Consider the following 19,750-nt stretch of genomic DNA (forward strand, 5'->3'; position numbering starts at 1 on the left):
CTGTGCGAATGTACCGACCCCCTCCCGGCTAAAGCCAGTCCTACGGATGCGCAAGCTGCATTAGCTCAACGCTTTCTCAATCGCCAGAATCACAGCCGGATCATCCGGTGCTGTACGAGGAGAGAAACGCGCGAGCACTGCGCCATTCTTGCCCACCAGAAACTTTTCGAAATTCCAGGTGATGTCGCCTGGAAACTCTGCGCCTTCACCGGCCAGCAAGCGGTAAAGCTGGTGACGATGAGGATCATTCACCTCAAGCTTCTCGCCCAAAGGGAACGTCACGCCATAGTTGAGACTGCAGAACTCTTGGATTTCCTGCGCAGAACCTGGCTCCTGCCCGGCAAACTGGTTGCACGGCAGGCCCAGCACGCTGAAGCCCTGGTCCTTGTATTTCTGATAGAGATTCTCGAGCGCCGCGTACTGAGGCGTCAGCCCGCACTTTGAAGCGACATTGACGACCAGAACCACTCGCCCCTTGAAGGTCGCCAGCGACAACTCCTGACCATCCAGATCCTTCAATTTAATGTCGTGAAACGCACTCATGACCCACTCTCCCCTCAAATCCCGCGGACAAAAAAGGCGCCTGCCAGACTGCTTGAACCAAGTTGTTCGCGCAGAACCTGCCTGGGCGCCTTTTCAGCTACCTGAGCTTAGCAGCTCAAATCAATGGTGGTGACCACCTTCGCCATGCACGTGACCGTGGGCGATTTCTTCCTGGCTGGCATCACGAATATCAACGATCTTCACTTCGAAGTTCAAGCGCTGACCGGCCAACGGGTGGTTGCCGTCAACGGTAACGTCGTCGCCGTCCAGGTCGCGGATAGTCACGATCTGCATGCTGCCGTCCGGGCCGGAAGCGTGGAACTGCATACCCACTTCCAGTTCGTCGACACCTTCGAACATGCTGCGGCTCAGGGTGCTGACCAGTTCGGCGGAGTATTCGCCGTAGGCGTCTTCCGGCTCGATAGCGACTTTCAGTTCGTCACCAACATTCTTGCCGTCCAGAGCCTTTTCCAGGCCAGGGATGATGTTACCTGCGCCTTGCAGGTAAACCAGCGGCGCGCCGCCAGCGGAACTGTCGATGACCTCACCAGCGTCATTGGTCAGGGTATAGTCAATGGAGACAGCCTTATTGGCGGCGATCGGCATGGGTCAAGACCTTTTGCTTAAGATTGAAGAACGAGCAAGTTTAACCAAGCCATCGCTCGAAAGCGAACGCAACACGGACAGACGCAGACAGACGGGCCCTATTGGATAACGTGACGGTTACAGATTTCCGGCAGGACGAAGAGGGCCATTGGGTGGTCATACTCTCGTGCGGACATACTCAGCACCTGCGTCATCAACTACCCTGGCAATCACGCGCCTGGGTACTTGATCCAAAACAACGGCTGCAAAAAATAGGTAAAGGCTTTCGCTGTGGCTGGTGTGCGCAGCCTACGGATAACGATAACCTTAGCCACCTCTGAGACGCTGCAATTCGACAGCGCCCTGTTTCCGGTCAGTTGGCTGTCCATCGCCGCCTTGGCCCTTGTACTGCTCAAGCGAGAACCCTGAATGCAGACTTTCTTTATTGCCCCCACAGACTTTGGTGTGGGTCTGACATCCATCAGCCTTGGTCTGGTGCGCACCCTGGAGCGTGCCGGGCTGAAAGTCGGCTTCTTCAAACCCATCGCCCAGCCGCACCCCGGCGATCTGGGCCCGGAGCGCTCTACCGAGCTGGTCGCTCGCACTCATGGTCTGAATCCGCCACGACCACTGGCCTTGTCCCACGTAGAGCGGATGCTTGGCGATGGTCAGCTGGATGAGTTGCTGGAAGAAATCATCAGCCTCTATCAACAGGCCGCAGTCGGCAAAGACGTGTTGATCGTTGAAGGCATGGTGCCGACCCGACACGCTAGCTATGCGGCCCGGGTTAACCTGCACCTGGCCAAGAGTCTGGATGCCGATGTGATTCTGGTGTCCGCGCCGGAGAACGAAGTGCTGGCCGAACTCTCGGGCCGGGTCGAATTGCAGGCTCAACTGTTCGGCGGCCCCAAAGACCCGAAAGTCCTGGGGGTGATTCTCAATAAAGTCCGCACCGATGAAAGCATGGAAGCCTTCGCCGCACGGCTCAAAGACCATTCGCCTTTGTTGCGCAGCGGCGACTTCCGCTTGCTGGGCTGCATTCCCTATCAGGCTGAACTGAACGCGCCGCGTACCCGTGATGTGGCCGAACTGCTCGGCGCGCAGGTGATCAACGCCGGCGATTACGATCAGCGGCGCATGTCGAAAATCATTATCTGCGCCCGCACCGTGCTCAATACCGTGCAGTTGCTCAAACCGGGCGTGCTGGTGGTAACGCCCGGTGATCGTGACGACATCATTCTTGCCGTCAGCCTTGCGGCCATGAACGGCGTGCCACTCGCAGGCTTGCTGCTGACCAGCGACACCGTGCCGGACCCACGCATCATGGAGCTGTGTCGCGGCGCATTGCAGGCTGGCCTGCCGGTTCTGTCGGTCAGCACCGGTTCTTACGACACCGCCACCCAGCTCAATCAATTGAACAAGGAAATTCCTATTGATGACCGCGAGCGTGCCGAGATCATCACTGATTTCGTCGCCAGTCATCTGGACGCCAACTGGCTGCACCAACGCTGTGGGACCCCGCGAGAACTGCGCCTGTCCCCGGCGGTGTTCCGTTATCAATTGATCCAGCGCGCTCAGGCCGCCAACAAACGCATCGTGCTGCCGGAAGGCAGCGAGCCGCTGACCATTCAGGCCGCCGCGATCTGCCACGCACGCGGGATCGCCCGATGTGTGCTGCTCGCCAGGCCCGAAGAAGTCCACGCGGTGGCCAAGGCGCAGGGCATCGAGCTGCCACCGGGCCTTGAGATTCTCGATCCGGATCTGATTCGCGAGCGTTACATCGCGCCCATGGTCGAGTTGCGTAAAAGCAAAAGCCTTAATGCGCCGATGGCTGAACAGCAACTGGAAGACACGGTGGTGATTGGCACCATGATGCTGGCGCTGGACGAGGTCGACGGGCTGGTTTCCGGGGTCATCCATTCCACCGCCAATACCATTCGCCCGGCCTTGCAACTGATCAAGACCGCACCGGGCTGCACGCTGGTGTCATCGGTCTTTTTCATGCTGTTTCCGGATCAGGTACTGGTCTATGGCGACTGCATCATGAATCCGCACCCAAGCGCCAGCGAGCTGGCAGAAATTGCCCTGCAAAGTGCCGATTCCGCAGTGGCTTTCGGTATTACGCCGCGGGTCGCAATGATCAGTTATTCCAGCGGCAATTCGGCCAGTGGCGAAGAAGTGGAAAAGGTTCGTGAAGCGACCCAACTCGCCCAGGAAACGCAACGCGACCTGCTGATCGACGGGCCGCTGCAATACGATGCTGCCGCCAACGAGAACGTCGCCCGGCAACTGGCGCCGGATAGCGCCGTAGCAGGTCGCGCCAATGTGTTCGTATTCCCCGATCTGAACACCGGCAATACCACCTACAAGGCGGTACAACGCAGCGCTGATTGCGTGAGCATCGGCCCGATGCTGCAAGGCCTGCGCAAGCCGGTAAACGATTTACCACGTGGAGCACAGGTGGATGACATCGTCTATACCATCGCGTTGACCGCGATTCAGGCAGCCACTCTTTCCTGACACACTGCTGCGTCATACTCACACGATGCTGTCGCCTGCCAGGCGACAGCATCCGAACTCTCTTCTGGAGCCCTTCCGGTATGGATTTTCTGCCTGCCCCATTGCGCGGTTTCATCGCCTCGCTGCTGTTGGCGCTGAACACCATTGTTTGTTGCACGCCGCTGTTCGTCGTCGCCATCTTCAAGCTGTGCCTGCCCTTCCCAGCAGCTCAACGCGTGACGGACTGGCTGATGAGCCACATTCACGAAGCGTGGATCGCCAACAACAACCGCTGGATAAATCTGCTTGGGCATACCCGCTGGCATTTGAGCGGTCTGGAAGGCCTGGATTACGAACACTCGTATCTGGTCACCAGCAATCACCAGAGCTGGGTCGACATCATGGTGTTGCAGTACGTCTTGAACCGCCGGATTCGCCCGTTGAAGTTTTTCCTCAAGCAGGAGTTGATCTGGGTGCCGATCATAGGTCTGGCATGGTGGGCACTGGGTTTCCCGTTCATGAAGCGCTATTCCAAAGCGTATCTGGCGAAACACCCGGAGAAGCAAGGCAAGGACCTGGCCACTACCCGACGCACCTGCGCCAAATTCCGCAACAACCCGGTGGGTATTTTCAACTTCGCTGAAGGCACCCGTTTCACCAGCGGCAAACAGGCCGCGCAGTCATCACCGTTCCGCTACCTGCTCAAGCCCAAGGCAGGCGGAATCGCGTTTGTACTGGATGCGATGGGTGAACAGCTGGAGTCGATCATCAACGTCACGATTCATTACCCGCAGGGTCGGCCAGGTTACTGGGACCTGCTATGCGGCAATGTTCGGGAGGTGGTCGCGCATTTCGAAGAGATCAAGATTCCGCAGCACTTCATCGGCAAGAACTACGATCAGGACGGCGAATACCGTCTGGAATTCCAGCAGTGGATCAATAAGCTGTGGGAAGAGAAGGATCAGTTGTTGGCGCGGTTGCACAGCGAGTATCCGGGTGACGCGAAACCATAACACCCTGTAGGAGTGAGCTTGCTCGCGATAGCGGACTGTCAGTTATATACCCAGTGACTGACAAACCGCTATCGCGAGCAAGCTCACTCCTACAGATCTAACGTATGCCCCGCGACAGCGCGGTGCCATTGGCACCGCAGCCCCTCGAATTACTGCTGATACTGCTCATATTGCTGACCCGGAATCGGTTTGAGGTTGACCTCAACGCGACGGTTCTGAGCACGGCCGTTCACATCAGCGTTGCTGGCAATCGGCTGATCAGGACCGGCACCCCGCACTGACAGGCGGGCAGGATCAACGCCTTGCGACGTCAGATAGGTGCTCACGCTCTGCGCACGTTGCTGAGACAGGTCCATATTGTGCTGACGCGAACCTGTACTGTCGGTGTAACCAACGATCTCGATGTTGTTCTGATTGAACTGCTTCAACGAACCGGCAAGGTTGTTCAGCGGTGAGTAGAAGCTGCTGGCGATAGCCGAGGAATCGGTCGCGAAAGTGATATTGCCCGGCATGATCAGCTTGATCTGATCGCCCTGACGCTGCACTTCGACGCCGGTGTTGGCCATGCTTTCGCGCAGCGCCTTTTCCTGTTTGTCAGCGTAGTAACCGTAACCGGCAGAAGCAGCGCCCACTACCGCAGCACCAATCAAAGCCCCTTTGCCGCGACTATTGTGATCGATCGCTGCACCAGCCAAAGCCCCCGCCAGCGCACCCAGCCCGCCGTATTTGGCCGTTTTGCTGACACCGCCAGCGCTTTGCGCCTGGCCCTGATTGTCGTAAGGGTTTGGTGACGCACACCCGGAAAGCATAGCCACGGCAGTAGCGGCAATAATCAAACGACGCGAGGTAAACATGCAGATGCTCCTGAATTCTATGAACATCAAGTCCTCAGACTTGTGACGAAATTAGAGCATGGCAGCCCTGTTAAATTCCTTAACCCTGCCTGAACAGCGCTCAAGCCCGAACGAACGGGTTCTCACGCATTTCATCCCCCAGCCGGGTATCAGGACCATGCCCTGTGACAACCGTAGCCTCTTCATCCAGTGTGTACAAACGCTGCTTGATGGAACGCACGATGGTCGGCTGGTCCCCGCCCCACAAATCCGTACGACCGATACCTCGACGAAATAAGGTGTCCCCGGCAATCAACAATCCGGCATCGGCAAACCAGAAGCTCATCGAGCCAGGCGTATGACCCGGAGTATGCAGCGCCACACCACAACCGCAGGCCAGCTCCTCATCATCGGCTAACCAGCGATCCGGCGGCGGCACGGGCGTATAAGGCACGCGAAAAACCTGACATTGCGTCTCAAGGTTGTCCCACAGGAACTGATCCTCTTTATGCAGGTGCAACGTCGCCCCGGTCTTCTCTTTCAAGAGCCCCGATGCCAGAAAATGATCGAGATGCGCATGGGTATGGATGATGCTCACAACCTTCAGATCCAGTGCTGTCAGGCGAGCCAGAATCAATTCATGGTTGCCCCCCGGATCCACCACGATGGCTTTTCGGGTGATCGGATCGCCAATGATCGTGCAGTTGCACTGCAATGGGCCAACGGGGAATGTTTCTCGTATCAGCGTGGGCTTTGCCGCTTGCATGCAGGGCCTGCGAAGGTTAATGGATCAATCGGGATTGAAGACTACCGACCGGAAGCCTCAATTGCTCTCAGACTTTGCGCCCTTTAGCTCACAGTTCGTGCTGCCTGTAACGCCACTGGTATGCACGCTGACATGCCGTGTCTTGAAGCCCGGTGTCTCAAGCAATTGCTCTTCAGATTTGCTGTCCGCGGTAGCGACCTGGTACGTAATTGATCCATCCTCGTGCCACGCCAGCCGAAGGGAAAAGTCGCCGTTCGTATCGAGCGCCTTGAAGAACGTTGAACGCACGATCGGTTTGTCATTCAGGTGCGTTCGCACGCTGAAAAGTCGCGTGTCCCCAACAGGTTTTGTGGGTGAGCTGGTGAGGAACATGCTGTAGTCCTCTTTATCGTCCTCGGCCGCAGCCAGCACGACAGAGGGAACCCATGCGTCGCCCAGGTTATTTTTCTCGACGTGCACCTGGCAGACCAACTCACCTTTAGACAGAACGTTGTGTCGTACCAGCGTGTGATATTGACCATAAGGAACATCGAAGCTTTGGGAAATTTTCAGCGGCACTGGCTGGCATGCCTGAAGCGTCCAGACTGCCGCAAGACCAACGAGCACCTTGACGGCTAAACCTGATTTTTCAGTGGTGCAATCAATGCGCATCGAGCTTCCTTGGGTGAAATAGGTTTTCTGACAGTGCGCATTTTAGGCGTGGGATTGGCAATCGTCACCGAGCAACGCGAAAGATCGTTGCTGATGCCTTGAGGCAAAGTCTTCATGTCAGCCGAAACCAATAGCATCCTGGAAAGCGAAGCGCCTGATCATTGAGCGCTAACCACAGCGATGAGTCATGGATGGGTTCCAGGATCGGAGCCGTCGGCCAAAGCTCAGCTCAACAGGCCTAGCTCCTGTGCCCGGGCCACGGCCTGGGTTCGGCGCTCGACCCGAAGCTTGCCATTGATGTGGCTGGCGTGGGTCTTGACGGTGTGCAGCGAAATAAAGAGCTGATCACTGATCTCCTGATTCGAGCAACCCTGGGCGATCAACTGCAGGACGCTTAACTCCCGTGCGCTCAGGGTGTCCCTGGCAGAAAAGGTCTCAGTGCTTTCTTTGAGCTGGGTGCAGGCCAACATAGGCAGCCTTTCCAGGAGTGCATCGCGCACCGCACAAGGGGCGAACTGCAGCAGTTGCTCGCGTAACCAGCCAGGGTGATGCTCAATCAGCTCATGAAACGGCAACAACGCCCCGCCCGTTGCGGCGCGCAAACTCTGATCCAGTAAAGCGCGGGCCTTAGCCTCGTCGCCGGTGCCAATAAACAACAACATCTGCTGGATCAATGCCGTCAGGTTCAGAAGTTGACCATCGACGCTACGAGCATGAATCTCCAGTTGATTGAGGCGTTGCGCGCAAGCGTCGACCTTCCCCTGAACTCGCTCAAGTGCAGCGCACTGCAACTCGACATAATGCGGAAGTTGCGGATGGCACTCAGGTGATGATGCTGGCGTATCGCCGCTGTAGGTCTGGGTCAACCGCAGTAACCAGGCTTCGGCCAGATCGAGTCGGCCTTGCGCCAACCACAGCTCACACTTGACCAGCGTGATCATCGCCAGATAGTAAATCGACGGCACGTCCCAGATGTGCATCAGCCGCTCGGCTTCGGAAAGCTCCGCGAACGCCTCGGCAAAGCGCCCTTCTCGCCCCAACAGCCCTGCAATCACACAGTGGCCGATCAGCACGCTGATGTCCCGACATGCCCGCGCTTCGGCAAGACCAGCCAGTAGCTGCGCGCGACCGGTCTCATCCTGCATGCGAAGGGTCAGTAAATAGCCTTCATAAAGCGTGAGTCGCGCACGAACGGCGTACAAGCGTTGTGCAGACAAGCCCTTCAGACGGTGTAGCCCGTAGCGAACCTCATCGAGCGCACGCAGGATTTCACCGCGAGCCTGCAACGCACGGGCGCGATCATAACGCGCGAGGGCTTCGAACAAGGGATTGGCGACCCGCTGCGCCAGCTCAAGCGCGTCACGATTCAAGGCGCGAGCACGCCACAGGTCACCTTCGGCAATCGCCAGACTGGCCAGGGTCGACAAGCACATCAAGCGCTGGCCATAACGTTTGCGCGGCAGGCTGAGCAATGCCTCGCTGCAATAACGCTGAGTCTTTTCAGTGTCACCTCGCCCGCGGGCAATAATCCCGCTCAGGGCCAGCCACTGAGCGAGCATTGATTCTTGCGCCGTGGCAGAAGGTGCCGGCAGAAAACGACTGAGATGTTCGGCCAATTCTTCGGCGGCATCAAGTTGACACGCCAGCCCCAGCGCCCAGGCGTACAACACAATCAGTCTCGGCGTACTGATCAGCAGGCTGTCGGGCAAATCCATCTTCCAGCGTAACAACATGCCGACGTTCTGCTCAGCCAGCAGTTGCTCTTCGGAAAGGTTCTGGACCAGATTGGCGGCGACGTCCAGGTGCCCGGCCCGCAGCGCCTGTTCAACCGCTTCATCCAACAAGCCCTGTTCGCTGAACCAGCGGCAGGCATTAAGATGCAGGCGGTTTTGTTGGGGGCCGTCTTGAGCCTTGGCGCGCAGCAGATCGGAAAACAGGTGGTGATAACGGTACCAACGACCGTGCTCATCCAGCGGTACCAGAAATACTTGATGCGCCTGCAAATAACCCAGCAATTGCGCGCTGTCATGGCTGTCCCTGACGGCGTCGCACAGCTCGAAGCAAAAACGCTCCAGGCACGCGGTGTCATACAGAAAGGCCTGCACATCGTCGGGCAAGCTATCGATGACTTCTTCAAGCAGATAGTCGCGTATCAACCCCTCACCACCATGCAGCGCTTGCGGCAACTCGTTATCAGTCCCCTCTTCAGATGCCGCCAGCAACCAGAAGCGTAGCCCGGCCACCCACCCCTCGCTGCGCTCGATGAGGCTCTGCAGCGCATCGGCCCCGAGCGAGTGGCTACGTGCACCCAACAGGGATAAAGATTCAGCATGTGTCAGACGCAAGTCGTGTTCGTTAAGCTCTACTAATTGCCGCGACAGCCGCAGACGCGCCAGATGCCACTCGGGGCGCTGGCGACTGGTGACCATGATGATCAATCCGGCAGGCAGGTGATTGAGGAAAAACTGCAGACAGCGATCCAGCACGGGCCCTTGGGCCAAATGGTAATCGTCCAGCACCAGCAATACTGGCTTGCCCAGCATCAGGTGCATCGACAGCTCATCAAGCAGACCATCGAGCCACTCTTCAAAAGCGAAGGGCTGATGACGCTGACGCATCTTCAATAAACCCAGGGCCTGAGCGCCCAGCTGTGGGAAGAACTGTTGCAGCGCTGCCAGCAAACGCTCCAGAAAACGCCCCGGATCGCTGTCACGCGGACTCAAACCCAACCATGCACTTTGCCAGTCCTCGGGTAGATTCTGGCAGAACTCGATAGCCACTGAGCTCTTGCCGAAACCGGCAGGCGCACTGATCAAGAGCAGCCGTCCGGATAAACCGGCAGCCAATCGTGTACAGAGACGGTTACGAGGTACGTAGCCGTCAGGCAAGGGTGGCCGGAAGAGTCGTCCTTCCAGCGCGGGGACCACGTTGCCTGCGAACGCTTGCAAACGGGACAAATCAGTCATGGCCGGCTCTTGATCGGCTAGGCGAATGCTCTGGAGACTAGCCGGTAAGTCAGCTGTTTTGAAGGTTGCGCGGGAAAAGACTGTAACAATTTCCCTACAATCATTGACTCGAATACACAGCCATAAAAAAGCCCCGGTGAAGGGGCTTCAGGTGCAAATGATCGGTGGGAGTTTGCCCGGTGTATGGACGCTGCGCTGTGGCACAGCAAATACCATCCCTGTAGGAGTGAGCTTGCTCGCGATAGCGTCAGGCCGGATGATAATTTCTCAACAGTTCGACCGCTATCGCGAGCAAGCTCACTCCTACAGGTCCAATATTGCGCTGTGCCAGAAAGAATACCTTCGCAGCCTTCAGCAGTTACTCGAAAAGATGGTAACTGAAGTTACCGAACACCCTCCTGACGCAACGCATTTGGTGTGAACTCACTGGTAGTCGCAGTGAAGCCGAAGTCATAGGCCCTCTTCTCTTCGTTCTTCATGCCCAGCGCCAGATAGCGGCCCGATTGCAGGTCGTATATGGCTTCCAGGGCATACCACGGCACTTGCTTGTCGTAGTAGTTCTCGGCATGAGCTTCAGCAACACGCCACAGCTGGCCACGACCGTCGTAGTGGTCGATGACCGCGGCTTGCCAGGTATCTTCATCAATGAAGAAATCACGCTTGGCGTAAATGTGACGCTGCCCTTCCTTGAGGGTTGCGGTGATGTGCCAGACGCGGCGCAACTCGTAGCGTGTCAGGTCCTGATTGATATGCCCTGCCTTGATGATGTCAGCGTACTTGAGCTTCGGATCGTCCAGTTTGTAGCTGTTGGCAGCGATGTACATTTCCTGCTTGCCGACCAGCTTCCAGTCATACCGATCCGGTGCGCCGTTGAACATGTCCAGATTGTCGGATGTGCGCAAGCCATCAGCGGCAGTGCCCGGTCCATCATAGGAAACCTGCGGAGCGCGGCGGACCCGACGTTGCCCTGCGTTATAGAGCCAGGCAGAACGCGGTTCGGCTACCTGATTGAGGGTTTCGTGGACCAGCAGCACGCTACCGGCCAGACGCGCTGGCGCAGTGACTTCCTGCTTGAAATAGAACAATACGTTGCCGGGATTCTTCGGATCGTAGTCCTTCATTTTGTCGCGAAATACAAACTGATCACTGAAATACACCAGGCTGTATGATCCGTTCGGCTGCGGCGTTGCCTGGGTCACCAGACGCTTCACGCTACCGCCACGATAACGCCCAATGTGGTTCCAGATGACTTCGGTAGCACTCTGAGGAATCGGGAACGGTACCGCTGTATCGAAGTTTTCGACACCATTACCACCCCCTACGAGCTTGGCATTGGTGGCATTTCTCTTGATGGCAGCCGACACGTCATCCGGTACCGTCGCGCCGCGATGGGACGGGTAGACCGGCATTTTGAAGGTTTCCGGGTAACGCTTGAACATCGCATACTGGCCCGGCGCAAGGTTGGCTTTGTACTGCTCAACGTTAGCGGCGGTGATGGTGAACAGAGGTTTCTCGCTGGCATAGGGGTTGGCCAGGAAGCCTTTGCTGTCCACCGCCCCGGCATTCTTCGGCATCGGGCTCCAGGCAGGAATAGTGTTGCTGGCATTCCCGGCCTTTTCAGCGCCCATTGGCGTCAGCGTAGTGCCCAGCTTTGCAGCTTCGGATTCAGATACAGCAGCCATCACACCAGTCGCCAACAGCGACAAACCCAGCACACCGACCTGCAACAGATTTTTTGTTATTTTCATATTCATCGTCGTCCTGAAAATACCGGGCTCTTAGAAGTTCATGCCAAAGCTGAGCGACACAAAATCGCGATCATCAACCGTGGTGTACTTGCCATCAAAGAAGTTGGTGTACGCGAGAGCCGCTGTGTAAGTGTTCTGATACTCGGCATCCAGTCCCAGACTCACAGCTTTGCGGCCTTCCTCGAAGTTGCCGCCAGGCCCTGGCGAATAGCCTTTGACGTCATGAGACCAGGCGACGTTTGGACGCAGGTTTACCCCGGCAAATACGCTGTTGTAGTCCCAGATGGCGCGAGCGCGATAGCCCCAGGAGTTGGCTGTGGTGAAGCCGTCATCTTCGCAATAGCGGGTGAGGTTGTTTTGTGCGGCACCCGTAAGCGTGCCTGCGTTGAGTGTCGCGCACTGCCCATTAGGCAGCGGGCCAGGACCATAACTCGGGTCACGGCCGTAGCGAATTTTAGAAGTGCTATCCAGGCCGCCAACATGCGTCCAGCCCACCTCACCCACTACGGTCAGACGTTCAGCCCCCATGACTTGATCAAAGAACTGAGTGAAGCTGGTTTGCAGCTGAGTGATTTCTTTACGGCGATAGCCCTTTTGATCGGTATCCGGGCGACCTTGCAGCACCGAAACGTTCGGGTTCAGAGGGGTGATGCCCGAATACAGGATATCGGTGGTATTGATCTGCACCGGAGCATTCGGCCGGTAGCTGAGTTCGCCGGACCAGGCCGTGCCGGTTGGCAATGTGGTGGAGAAGCTCAGGCCGTAAAGATGAATGTCTTCCGGGTACTCGACGTAGTAGCTGGAATTACCCGCAACGACCAGAGGTAAAAGCGTCGGCGCCAAAGCCCTGGCCGTAGCCAACGGAATGCCACTGCCCACAAGTCCACCCACTAACCCTGCGGCACTATAAGCGCTGGCTGGAGCGCCTCTGCCACTGAAAATCGGCGCACGACTGTGATAATTCATGAAATACGCACCGAACTCGGTGTCCAGCGGCTCGAAGTTATAGTGCATGGCTAAGCCAAACTGGCCACTGTCACGAGCATCCCGATCAGGGCCGCGACGTACGACTGCACCTTCATCCGGGTTGCCGAAAGATACGCCGCGTTGGCCGAGGCTATTGAAGACCGCGCCACGCGCCCCGGCGGGCAAACCGGCGGCAGTCAGTGAACTATTAAGGCCGCTTCGACTGCGCAATACCGCCAGGTTGCTGTCACAACCATCCGAAATCACATCCGGCTGCGAGAAGAACGTGCCGCAGTTATCGGTAACGGTCTGGTCCCACTCAAGCTGGTAGAAGCCTTCTGCCGAAAGGTTTTCAGTGATGCTCTGCGACAGGTAAAACATGTTGACCGGAATCAGGCCTTCCTTGATTTCGGCGCCTGGACGACGGAACGCGGACACATCGACCGGGTTGATGCTGTTGATGCCGCCCTGGATGAAAGTACTTTCACCCCAACTGACCACTTGCTTACCGAAACGCACCGAACCTGGCTCATCGCCAATGCTGTAGTTGTGATAAACGAAGGCGTCGAGAATTTGCCCGCCGGAAGACTTGGCGCCTTCCTTGCGGTTGGAATCGCTGATGTCCTTGAACTCCCGGTTCTCGTCCTTGAGTTCAAAGTCATACCAGTATTTGCCGCGTACAAACACGCCGGTGTCGCCGTACTTCAATTCAAGATCGTGAATGCCCTTGAAGATTTTCGAAAACGTTTCACCGCGTTTGAAGTTCAAGTGGCCGTCATCGGACGTCTGCGACAGACCATGCCCGCCGTTGTTCGAACCGATGAGATTCTTGTTGGCATTTTCGGTGGACCAACTGGCGCCCACGGAGAGCGAAGAGTCGAACTTGCCTTCGATTTCGCCAATGTTGAAGCTGACGCCGAAAGCAGGACCGGCGAGCGTAGAAGCGATACTGACGGCCAAAGGCAGTTTTGCCCGGCGCCAGAACTGGTTTGCTGATGTCATCAACGCTACTCCATGTGTTTTTTATTGTTTTGGCAGTGGTACTGCTAAAAAACGGGCAGCCGATCTTTCGAAAGACAGCCCAGCGCTCATCGGGTAACCCGGAAGGTTACAACGATTCGCCTTGTTATTGGTTTTTACGCAGCCCCTGTATCGACTATAGCCAGCCCAACGCACTGCTTGATCCCTCTAAAGTGTGATTTGTGGCGCTAAACGCTCTGGGAAGCGCCTGTTGGGAGATTTTTTATGGGGCTGCAAGCCCGCGGAGATTCCTTGGTCTTGTAGGACCGGCTTCAGCCGGGAGGGCGGCATTGCTGACGGAAGAAATGTAGCGAATCCACCGATGCCCTCCCGGCTGAAGCCGGTCCTACAGAACGCTTACAGCGTCGACAAAAAAGCGCTATTGGTGCTCTGCCATTCGGCGATGTCCAGGCGCATTCGCTTCTTGTCGAGCTTGCCGACGCTGGTCTTGGGAATTTCAGTAACAACCGCAATCTGGTGCGGGATTGCCCACTTGTTGATGTGCCCCAGTTCAACGAAAGGCTTGAGATGCTCTTTCAAATCCTTGGCCTCAACGCTGTGCCCTTCACGCAACACCAGCAACGCAAAGGGCCGCTCTCCCCACTGGGGATCAGCGATGCCCACTACCGCGACTTCGCGAACCCCCGGATGGCGACTGCACAGATCCTCCAGCGCCAAAGAAGAAATCCATTCACCACCGGTCTTGATCACGTCCTTGATCCGGTCGCGGATATCGATCACACCCATGCTGTCGAGCGTCGCCACATCACCTGTGTGCAACCAGCCGCCGGCCCACATCTCGGCGCCTTTCTGCGGCTCCCGGCAGTAACCCTCGCTCAACCAGGGGGCGCGCAGCACCAGCTCACCCATGGTTTCACCGTCAGCCGGGAGGAAATTGCCGTCTTCATCAACGATTGCTGCGTCTACCAATACGCCAGGCACACCGGCCTTGATGCGGTAGGTGATGCGCTCGTCTTCGCTACCCGCACGCAATTCGTCATTCAAATGAGCAACCGAAATCAGCGGGCCTGTTTCCGACATGCCGTAAGCAGCCGTCAATTGAATACCCCGCGCTTTGGCCGCCTCATAGAGTGTCCGGTTCAGTGAGCTGCCGCCGATGATGATTTTCCAGCCAGCAAAGTCGACGCCCTGCGCGCTTTTCGCGTTGAGTACCATCTGCATGATGGTCGGCACACAGTGGGAAAAGGTCACCTTCTCCTTACGCCACAACTCGACCAGAAACTCCGGATCGTAACGACCAGGATAAACCTGCTTTACCCCCAGCATGGTTGCTGCATAAGGCATGCCCCAGGCGTGAACATGAAACATTGGCGTGATGGGCATGTAAACATCACTGGTATTCAGCAATCCCTCGATGCTGCCTAAACCGCTGGCAAGTCCCAAGGTATGCAGCACCAACTGACGATGGCTGAAGTACACGCCTTTGGGGTTGCCCGTAGTGCCGGTGGTGTAAAAAGTGGTGGCGACAGAGTTTTCGTCAAAGTCTTCGAATTCATACTGGTCGCTCGCCTGGGCCAGCAGCGTCTCGTACTCGCCGATCAGGTTCGGCAGTTCGGCGGTCTTCTCGGGCAGGTCCGTCAGCAACAGGGTTTTCTCGACCGTGGTCAGATGCCCGGCCATTGCTTGATACAGGCCGACGAACTCACTGTTGACCAGCACAAACTTATCGTCGGCGTGGTTCATGGTGTAGGCGATTTGATCAGGCGAGAGCCGCACATTGATGGTGTGAACCACTGCACCAATCATCGGAATGGCGAACATGCACTCAAGGTAACGATGGCTGTCCCAGTCCATCACCGCCACCGTATCTCCGGCTTTCACCCCCGCCGCGCTGAGTACGTTTGCCAGCCGACAGACGCGCTCAATCAACACTGGATAGGTGTAGCGGACTGAGTCGCGGTAGACAATTTCCCGGGTTTTTTCGTATCGACTGCCTGACATCAATAGCCGCTTGATCAACAGAGGATATTGGTAGGCACCGTCGGCTGGCGGAATAACGCGGGTCTGTAGCATAAGAGTTCCTTTTCAAAGTACACAGGCGTGGCTTGAAATATGGACTCTAGAGCGGTACCTCGCCAGTCAAATCAGCCGAAGGGATGATTTGCGACCCGGATACTGCCTGCTCCGATCTGTAAGAGGGACGGTATTTCTGACACCACGCTGTCTGGCAGCAAACATTGGATCTGTAGGAGCTGCCGAAGGCTGCGATGGCGGTGTGTCAGCATAAATGCCTCGCAGCCTTCGGCAGCTCCTACCGTTGTATCGCATAGGGCAAGAATTTGTATCAATGACTTTCAGTCAGCGCCAGCTTCAACCCCAACGCGACCAGCACACCACCCATCGCCCGATCAAACCAGTGGCCCATGCGTGCAAAGCCTGCGCGTACGCGCTCCTGACTGAACAGCCGCGCGACCAGGCAGAACCAGAGGCCTGTCGCAACCGCCAGATAAACGCCATAACCGGCTTGTACCCACATCGGTGTGTGCGGGTTGATCACCACGGTAAACAACGAAAGAAAAAACAGCGTTGCCTTGGGGTTCAAGCCATTGGTAATGAACCCACTGGTGAATGCACCACGGGCCGTGCGCTCGCCTGCAACAACATTGACCGGCGCATCACCGGGGCTGGCAGGTTTGGCCCTTAGCGCTTTGATGCCGATGTACAGCAAATAAGCCGCAGCAGCCCACTTGAGGGCGTTGAACAATACGATGGACTGCGAAACGATCAAGCCAATCCCAAGCAATGAATAGCCGACGTGCAGAAAGATCGCCGTACCCACACCCATGGCGGTATAGGTGCCGGCCTTGCGTCCGTGGGCAACGCTTTCACGAACAACCACCGCAAAATCGGGGCCGGGGCTTGCGACAGCGAGCAAGTGGATCAAGGCAACGGTAAGAAACTCAGGCCAGTACATGGGGACACTCCAAAAAATAATCTGGCTAAAAGGCAAGCAGGCCAGGAATGTAAGCAGACGTTTCGCTCTGGTAGGCTAGCCACATTAAGGCTTCGATATGTCTATTAACAGGTACAGCTGATGAGCAATCACGTTAAGGCAGTTTTTCTCGACTACACGTCACTGGATCTGGGCGATCTGGATTTCAGCGAGCTGCGTGAATGCTTCGGTGAACTGACGCTGCACGCCAGCACCAGCGCAGACGAGGTAATCGAGCGCCTGCAAGGCGCACAAGTGGCAATCAGTAACAAGATCGTGATCGATTCCAACACGTTCGCAGCATGCCCTGACCTGAAGCTGGTACTGGTGACGGCCACCGGGACCAATAACATTGATCTTGTGGCGGCCCGTCATCACGGAGTTACCGTATGCAATTGCCACGGTTACGGCACGCCGTCAGTGGCGCAGCACACCTTGATGCTGCTGTTGGCCTTGGCGACCAGCCTGCCCGATTATCAGAAGGCGGTTCAGCAAGGCCTGTGGCAAAAGTCGAAACAGTTCTGCCTGCTGGACTTTCCCATCGTCGAACTGGAAGGCAAAACCCTCGGTTTGCTGGGGCATGGCGAACTGGGTAGCGCCGTCGCGAAACTGGCCGAAGCTTTTGGCATGCGCGTACTGCTGGGGCAAATCCCCGGTCGCCCTGCCCGGCCGGATCGTTTACCGCTGGAAGAGCTGTTGCCGCAGGTGGACGCACTCACGCTGCACTGCCCGCTTAACGACGACACCCGCGACATGCTGGGTGCCCACGAGCTCAGCTTGCTCAAGCCTCACGCCTATGTGATCAATACCGCCCGCGGCGGACTGATCAACGAGCAGGCACTGGCTGATGCCCTGCGTGAGGGTCACTTGGGCGGCGCCGCCACCGACGTACTCACGGTCGAACCGCCTACCGCGGATAATCCGCTGCTGTCAGGTGACATTCCCCGCCTGATCATCACGCCTCACAGCGCCTGGGGCGCTCACGAGGCACGGCAGCGGATCGTCACTCAGGTGACTGAGAATGCGCTGGGATTCTTCGCGGGCAAGCCGGTTCGGGTGGTGAGTTAGGTCGCACCACTGTGTCCTGACATCGCATTTTTGCGAGTCAAACACCGAACCTGTAGGAGCGCACGAGCACCGCGAGGCCGCGATAGCGGTATATCAGACAGACCGCCATCGCGGCCTCGCGGTGCTCGTGCGCTCTTACAGGATGTATTTCAATTCAAGGGATCGCGCCGCCGTTGCAGGCTCCAAACTGTTAGACTCCGCGCTTTTTCGAGGAGCCCACCATGGACCCGCGCAGTGAAGTGTTACTCCGTCAGGCCGAATTGTTTCAGGGCTCCCTGCTGCTGGCGGGCCTGCCTGCTGACGATTTGCTGGGTCGCCTGCCGAACGCGCAAGGATGGTGCTGGCATTCGGGCGATCAAGCCGCGCTGGACGCTCGCTTCGAAGGTCGCAGCCATTTCGGAGTAACAGCCCCCGAGCAGCCATTCGAGGCCGCCGTGGTGTTTTTGCCCAAAGCGCGAGAGCTGACCAACTACTTGCTCAATGCCCTCGCCTCGCGTCTGGCGGGCCGTGAATTGTTTCTGGTCGGTGAAAAACGCAGCGGTATCGAAGCTGCGGCCAAACAGCTGAGTCCGTTTGGCCGAGCCCGCAAACTCGACAGCGCCCGCCATTGTCAGCTGTGGCAAGTCACCGTTGAAGATGCCCCGAAAGCGGCAACGCTGGAAAGCCTCGCCCAGCACTACGAAGTCGAAATGGAGGATGGCCCACTCAAGGTTGTCAGCCTGCCGGGCGTTTTCAGTCAGGGTCGACTGGATCGTGGCTCGGCATTGTTGCTGCAAAATATCGACAAGCTGCCCAGCGGCAATTTACTCGACTTCGGCTGCGGCGCCGGAGTGCTGGGCGCTGCGGTAAAACGTCGCTACCCGCACAACAACGTGATCATGCTCGATGTGGACGCCTTCGCCACTGCCAGTACGCGTCTGACCCTTGCCGCAAACGGCCTTGAGGCCGAAGTCCTGACGGGCGATGGTATCGATGCAGCTCCTATGGGTTTGAGCACAATTTTGAGCAATCCGCCGTTCCATGTCGGTGTCCATACCGACTATAAAGCGACCGAGAATTTGCTGAGAAAAGCACGCCAACATCTGAAATCAGGCGGCGAACTGCGGCTAGTTGCCAATAGCTTCCTGAAGTACCAACCGATCATTGAGGAGCATTTTGGCATGTGTGCGATCAAGGCTGAGGGCAACGGCTTCCGGATCTATCGTGCCAAGCGGGCTTGAAAATAAGCACTTGCCGAAAGCGAAAGCTGAAGGCAGAATCCGCTCCGTCCTAGGGGAGTAGTCTCCCACGAGCGCCATGCTCGTCCGGTACGCATCAACATACTTGGTCCTCAGACCATGGTGCGTACGACCCCGAATCCGCTCAGACGGATCGGTGGTTTGACAAGACCTATGACACGAACACCTTACCCGGGGCGGGGAGGCTGTACGTGTCATAGCCGTGTCGACCCGCCCCTTAGGAAAACCTGATGCTGGAATCCCTGTTGGTCCCCACCGCTGTTGTCGCGCTTGCCGAAATAGGTGACAAGACCCAACTTCTTGCCCTTATTCTGGCCGCTCGCTTTCGCAAGCCATGGCCAATCATCGCTGGCATCGTTGCCGCAACCCTGGCTAACCACGCCGCCGCCGGTGCCGTTGGCGCCTGGTTTGGCAGCTTCTTCTCCGACGCCACCCTGCACTGGATTCTCGCCGCGAGCTTCACGGCGACGGCGCTATGGACGCTGGTTCCAGACAAAATGGATGACGACGAGGCCAATACCGCACGCAAGTTTGGCCCGTTCATGACCACGCTGATCGCGTTCTTCATCGCCGAGATCGGCGACAAGACGCAAATCGCCACGGTCATGCTCGCCGCGCAATATTCCTACCTGTGGCTGGTCATTCTAGGTACGACGCTGGGTATGTTGCTGGCCAACGTGCCAGTGGTACTGGCAGGTAATTTCGCAGCCGAAAAACTCCCGCTGACCTTGATCCGCCGTCTGGCGGCAGGCGCTTTCTTCGTCCTTGCGCTGGTTGCGGTCTACAAGGCGATGCAGGTGAGTGGCTGGGTATAACGACATTGACCTGTAGGAGCGCGCTTGCCCGCGATGCGTCAGACCAGACAAAAAATTTGTCTATCTGACAGGCACTATCGCGGGCA

At 57.2% G+C, this 19,750-nt stretch carries 15 protein-coding genes, 1 pseudogene and 1 riboswitch; of the genes and pseudogenes, 6 read left to right on the forward strand and 10 right to left on the reverse strand.

Annotation, left to right across the window (positions count from 1 at the left end):
- Window positions 1-60: 60 nt before the first annotated feature.
- Together AO242_RS22875 and AO242_RS22880 are read right to left on the reverse strand one after the other, a co-directional pair.
- Window positions 61-543 (reverse strand): glutathione peroxidase, encoded by a 483-nt coding sequence (locus AO242_RS22875; protein WP_027899555.1) that lies wholly within the window; start codon window positions 541-543, stop codon window positions 61-63.
- A 120-nt stretch (window positions 544-663) separates the two neighbouring features.
- Window positions 664-1,149, reverse strand: a complete 486-nt coding sequence (locus AO242_RS22880; protein ID WP_027899554.1) for an FKBP-type peptidyl-prolyl cis-trans isomerase — start codon at window positions 1,147-1,149, stop codon at window positions 664-666.
- Here AO242_RS22880 and AO242_RS22885 point away from each other — a divergent pair.
- From AO242_RS22885 to AO242_RS22895, 3 genes and pseudogenes are all read left to right on the forward strand, one after another.
- Window positions 1,118-1,469, forward strand: a pseudogene (locus AO242_RS22885) (DUF3565 domain-containing protein). The gene AO242_RS22880 and the pseudogene AO242_RS22885 overlap by 32 nt on opposite strands.
- Before the next feature lie 88 nt (window positions 1,470-1,557).
- A complete protein-coding gene (gene pta, locus AO242_RS22890) occupies window positions 1,558-3,648 on the forward strand; it encodes a phosphate acetyltransferase (protein WP_099270470.1) in 2,091 nt (696 codons plus the stop codon).
- An 80-nt stretch (window positions 3,649-3,728) separates the two neighbouring features.
- On the forward strand, window positions 3,729-4,640 hold the full coding sequence (locus tag AO242_RS22895; RefSeq protein WP_099270471.1) for an acyltransferase: 912 nt from the start codon (window positions 3,729-3,731) through the stop codon (window positions 4,638-4,640).
- 149 nt (window positions 4,641-4,789) lie between these two features.
- Here the strand turns inward: AO242_RS22895 and AO242_RS22900 are convergent, their stop codons facing one another.
- From AO242_RS22900 to AO242_RS22935, 8 genes are all read right to left on the reverse strand, one after another.
- Complete coding sequence (locus tag AO242_RS22900) at window positions 4,790-5,494, reverse strand: OmpA family protein (RefSeq protein WP_099270472.1); 705 nt, start codon at window positions 5,492-5,494, stop codon at window positions 4,790-4,792.
- Window positions 5,495-5,594: 100 nt separating this feature from the next.
- Window positions 5,595-6,239, reverse strand: a complete 645-nt coding sequence (locus AO242_RS22905; RefSeq protein WP_099270473.1) for an MBL fold metallo-hydrolase — start codon at window positions 6,237-6,239, stop codon at window positions 5,595-5,597.
- Window positions 6,240-6,296: 57 nt separating this feature from the next.
- A complete protein-coding gene (locus tag AO242_RS22910) occupies window positions 6,297-6,890 on the reverse strand; it encodes a hypothetical protein (protein WP_099270474.1) in 594 nt (197 codons plus the stop codon).
- 224 nt (window positions 6,891-7,114) lie between these two features.
- Window positions 7,115-9,856, reverse strand: a complete 2,742-nt coding sequence (locus tag AO242_RS22915; protein ID WP_099270475.1) for a LuxR C-terminal-related transcriptional regulator — start codon at window positions 9,854-9,856, stop codon at window positions 7,115-7,117.
- A gap of 383 nt (window positions 9,857-10,239) precedes the next feature.
- A complete protein-coding gene (locus tag AO242_RS22920) occupies window positions 10,240-11,604 on the reverse strand; it encodes a DUF1329 domain-containing protein (RefSeq protein WP_176560688.1) in 1,365 nt (454 codons plus the stop codon).
- Between the two features lie 30 nt (window positions 11,605-11,634).
- Window positions 11,635-13,572: a DUF1302 domain-containing protein gene (locus AO242_RS22925; protein ID WP_099270477.1), complete on the reverse strand. Its 1,938-nt coding sequence runs from the start codon at window positions 13,570-13,572 to the stop codon at window positions 11,635-11,637.
- A gap of 375 nt (window positions 13,573-13,947) precedes the next feature.
- Window positions 13,948-15,624 (reverse strand): fatty acid--CoA ligase, encoded by a 1,677-nt coding sequence (locus tag AO242_RS22930; protein WP_099270478.1) that lies wholly within the window; start codon window positions 15,622-15,624, stop codon window positions 13,948-13,950.
- Window positions 15,625-15,895: 271 nt separating this feature from the next.
- A complete protein-coding gene (locus AO242_RS22935) occupies window positions 15,896-16,525 on the reverse strand; it encodes a LysE family transporter (protein WP_099270479.1) in 630 nt (209 codons plus the stop codon).
- A gap of 120 nt (window positions 16,526-16,645) precedes the next feature.
- On the opposite strand from AO242_RS22935, the gene AO242_RS22940 reads away from it, so the two are divergent.
- From AO242_RS22940 to AO242_RS22950, 3 genes are all read left to right on the forward strand, one after another.
- Window positions 16,646-17,611 carry a 2-hydroxyacid dehydrogenase gene (locus AO242_RS22940; RefSeq protein ID WP_099270480.1) on the forward strand — a complete coding sequence of 322 codons (966 nt, stop codon included), beginning with the start codon at window positions 16,646-16,648 and terminating at the stop codon, window positions 17,609-17,611.
- A gap of 221 nt (window positions 17,612-17,832) precedes the next feature.
- Window positions 17,833-18,831, forward strand: a complete 999-nt coding sequence (locus AO242_RS22945; protein ID WP_099270481.1) for a class I SAM-dependent methyltransferase — start codon at window positions 17,833-17,835, stop codon at window positions 18,829-18,831.
- A 39-nt stretch (window positions 18,832-18,870) separates the two neighbouring features.
- Window positions 18,871-18,991: riboswitch (yybP-ykoY riboswitch) on the forward strand.
- A gap of 88 nt (window positions 18,992-19,079) precedes the next feature.
- The gene (locus tag AO242_RS22950) at window positions 19,080-19,664 is read left to right on the forward strand and encodes a TMEM165/GDT1 family protein (RefSeq protein WP_099270482.1); all 585 of its coding nucleotides are present in this window, start codon (window positions 19,080-19,082) and stop codon (window positions 19,662-19,664) included.
- The last annotated feature ends 86 nt before the right edge of the window (window positions 19,665-19,750 follow it).

It is taken from the genome of Pseudomonas sp. ICMP 561, assembly GCF_002699985.1.
In the GTDB taxonomy this organism is placed as follows: Bacteria; Pseudomonadota; Gammaproteobacteria; order Pseudomonadales; family Pseudomonadaceae; genus Aquipseudomonas; species Aquipseudomonas quasicaspiana.

What these genes read in the sequence shown, in the direction of transcription:
- AO242_RS22875 (WP_027899555.1), bottom strand. Translation starts at nt 543, where the DNA reads ATGAGTGCGTTTCACGACATTAAATTGAAGGATCTGGATGGTCAGGAG.
- AO242_RS22880 (WP_027899554.1), bottom strand. Translation starts at nt 1,149, where the DNA reads ATGCCGATCGCCGCCAATAAGGCTGTCTCCATTGACTATACCCTGACC.
- pta (WP_099270470.1), top strand. Translation starts at nt 1,558, where the DNA reads ATGCAGACTTTCTTTATTGCCCCCACAGACTTTGGTGTGGGTCTGACA.
- AO242_RS22895 (WP_099270471.1), top strand. Translation starts at nt 3,729, where the DNA reads ATGGATTTTCTGCCTGCCCCATTGCGCGGTTTCATCGCCTCGCTGCTG.
- AO242_RS22900 (WP_099270472.1), bottom strand. Translation starts at nt 5,494, where the DNA reads ATGTTTACCTCGCGTCGTTTGATTATTGCCGCTACTGCCGTGGCTATG.
- AO242_RS22905 (WP_099270473.1), bottom strand. Translation starts at nt 6,239, where the DNA reads ATGCAAGCGGCAAAGCCCACGCTGATACGAGAAACATTCCCCGTTGGC.
- AO242_RS22910 (WP_099270474.1), bottom strand. Translation starts at nt 6,890, where the DNA reads ATGCGCATTGATTGCACCACTGAAAAATCAGGTTTAGCCGTCAAGGTG.
- AO242_RS22915 (WP_099270475.1), bottom strand. Translation starts at nt 9,856, where the DNA reads ATGACTGATTTGTCCCGTTTGCAAGCGTTCGCAGGCAACGTGGTCCCC.
- AO242_RS22920 (WP_176560688.1), bottom strand. Translation starts at nt 11,604, where the DNA reads ATGAAAATAACAAAAAATCTGTTGCAGGTCGGTGTGCTGGGTTTGTCG.
- AO242_RS22925 (WP_099270477.1), bottom strand. Translation starts at nt 13,572, where the DNA reads ATGACATCAGCAAACCAGTTCTGGCGCCGGGCAAAACTGCCTTTGGCC.
- AO242_RS22930 (WP_099270478.1), bottom strand. Translation starts at nt 15,624, where the DNA reads ATGCTACAGACCCGCGTTATTCCGCCAGCCGACGGTGCCTACCAATAT.
- AO242_RS22935 (WP_099270479.1), bottom strand. Translation starts at nt 16,525, where the DNA reads ATGTACTGGCCTGAGTTTCTTACCGTTGCCTTGATCCACTTGCTCGCT.
- AO242_RS22940 (WP_099270480.1), top strand. Translation starts at nt 16,646, where the DNA reads ATGAGCAATCACGTTAAGGCAGTTTTTCTCGACTACACGTCACTGGAT.
- AO242_RS22945 (WP_099270481.1), top strand. Translation starts at nt 17,833, where the DNA reads ATGGACCCGCGCAGTGAAGTGTTACTCCGTCAGGCCGAATTGTTTCAG.
- AO242_RS22950 (WP_099270482.1), top strand. Translation starts at nt 19,080, where the DNA reads ATGCTGGAATCCCTGTTGGTCCCCACCGCTGTTGTCGCGCTTGCCGAA.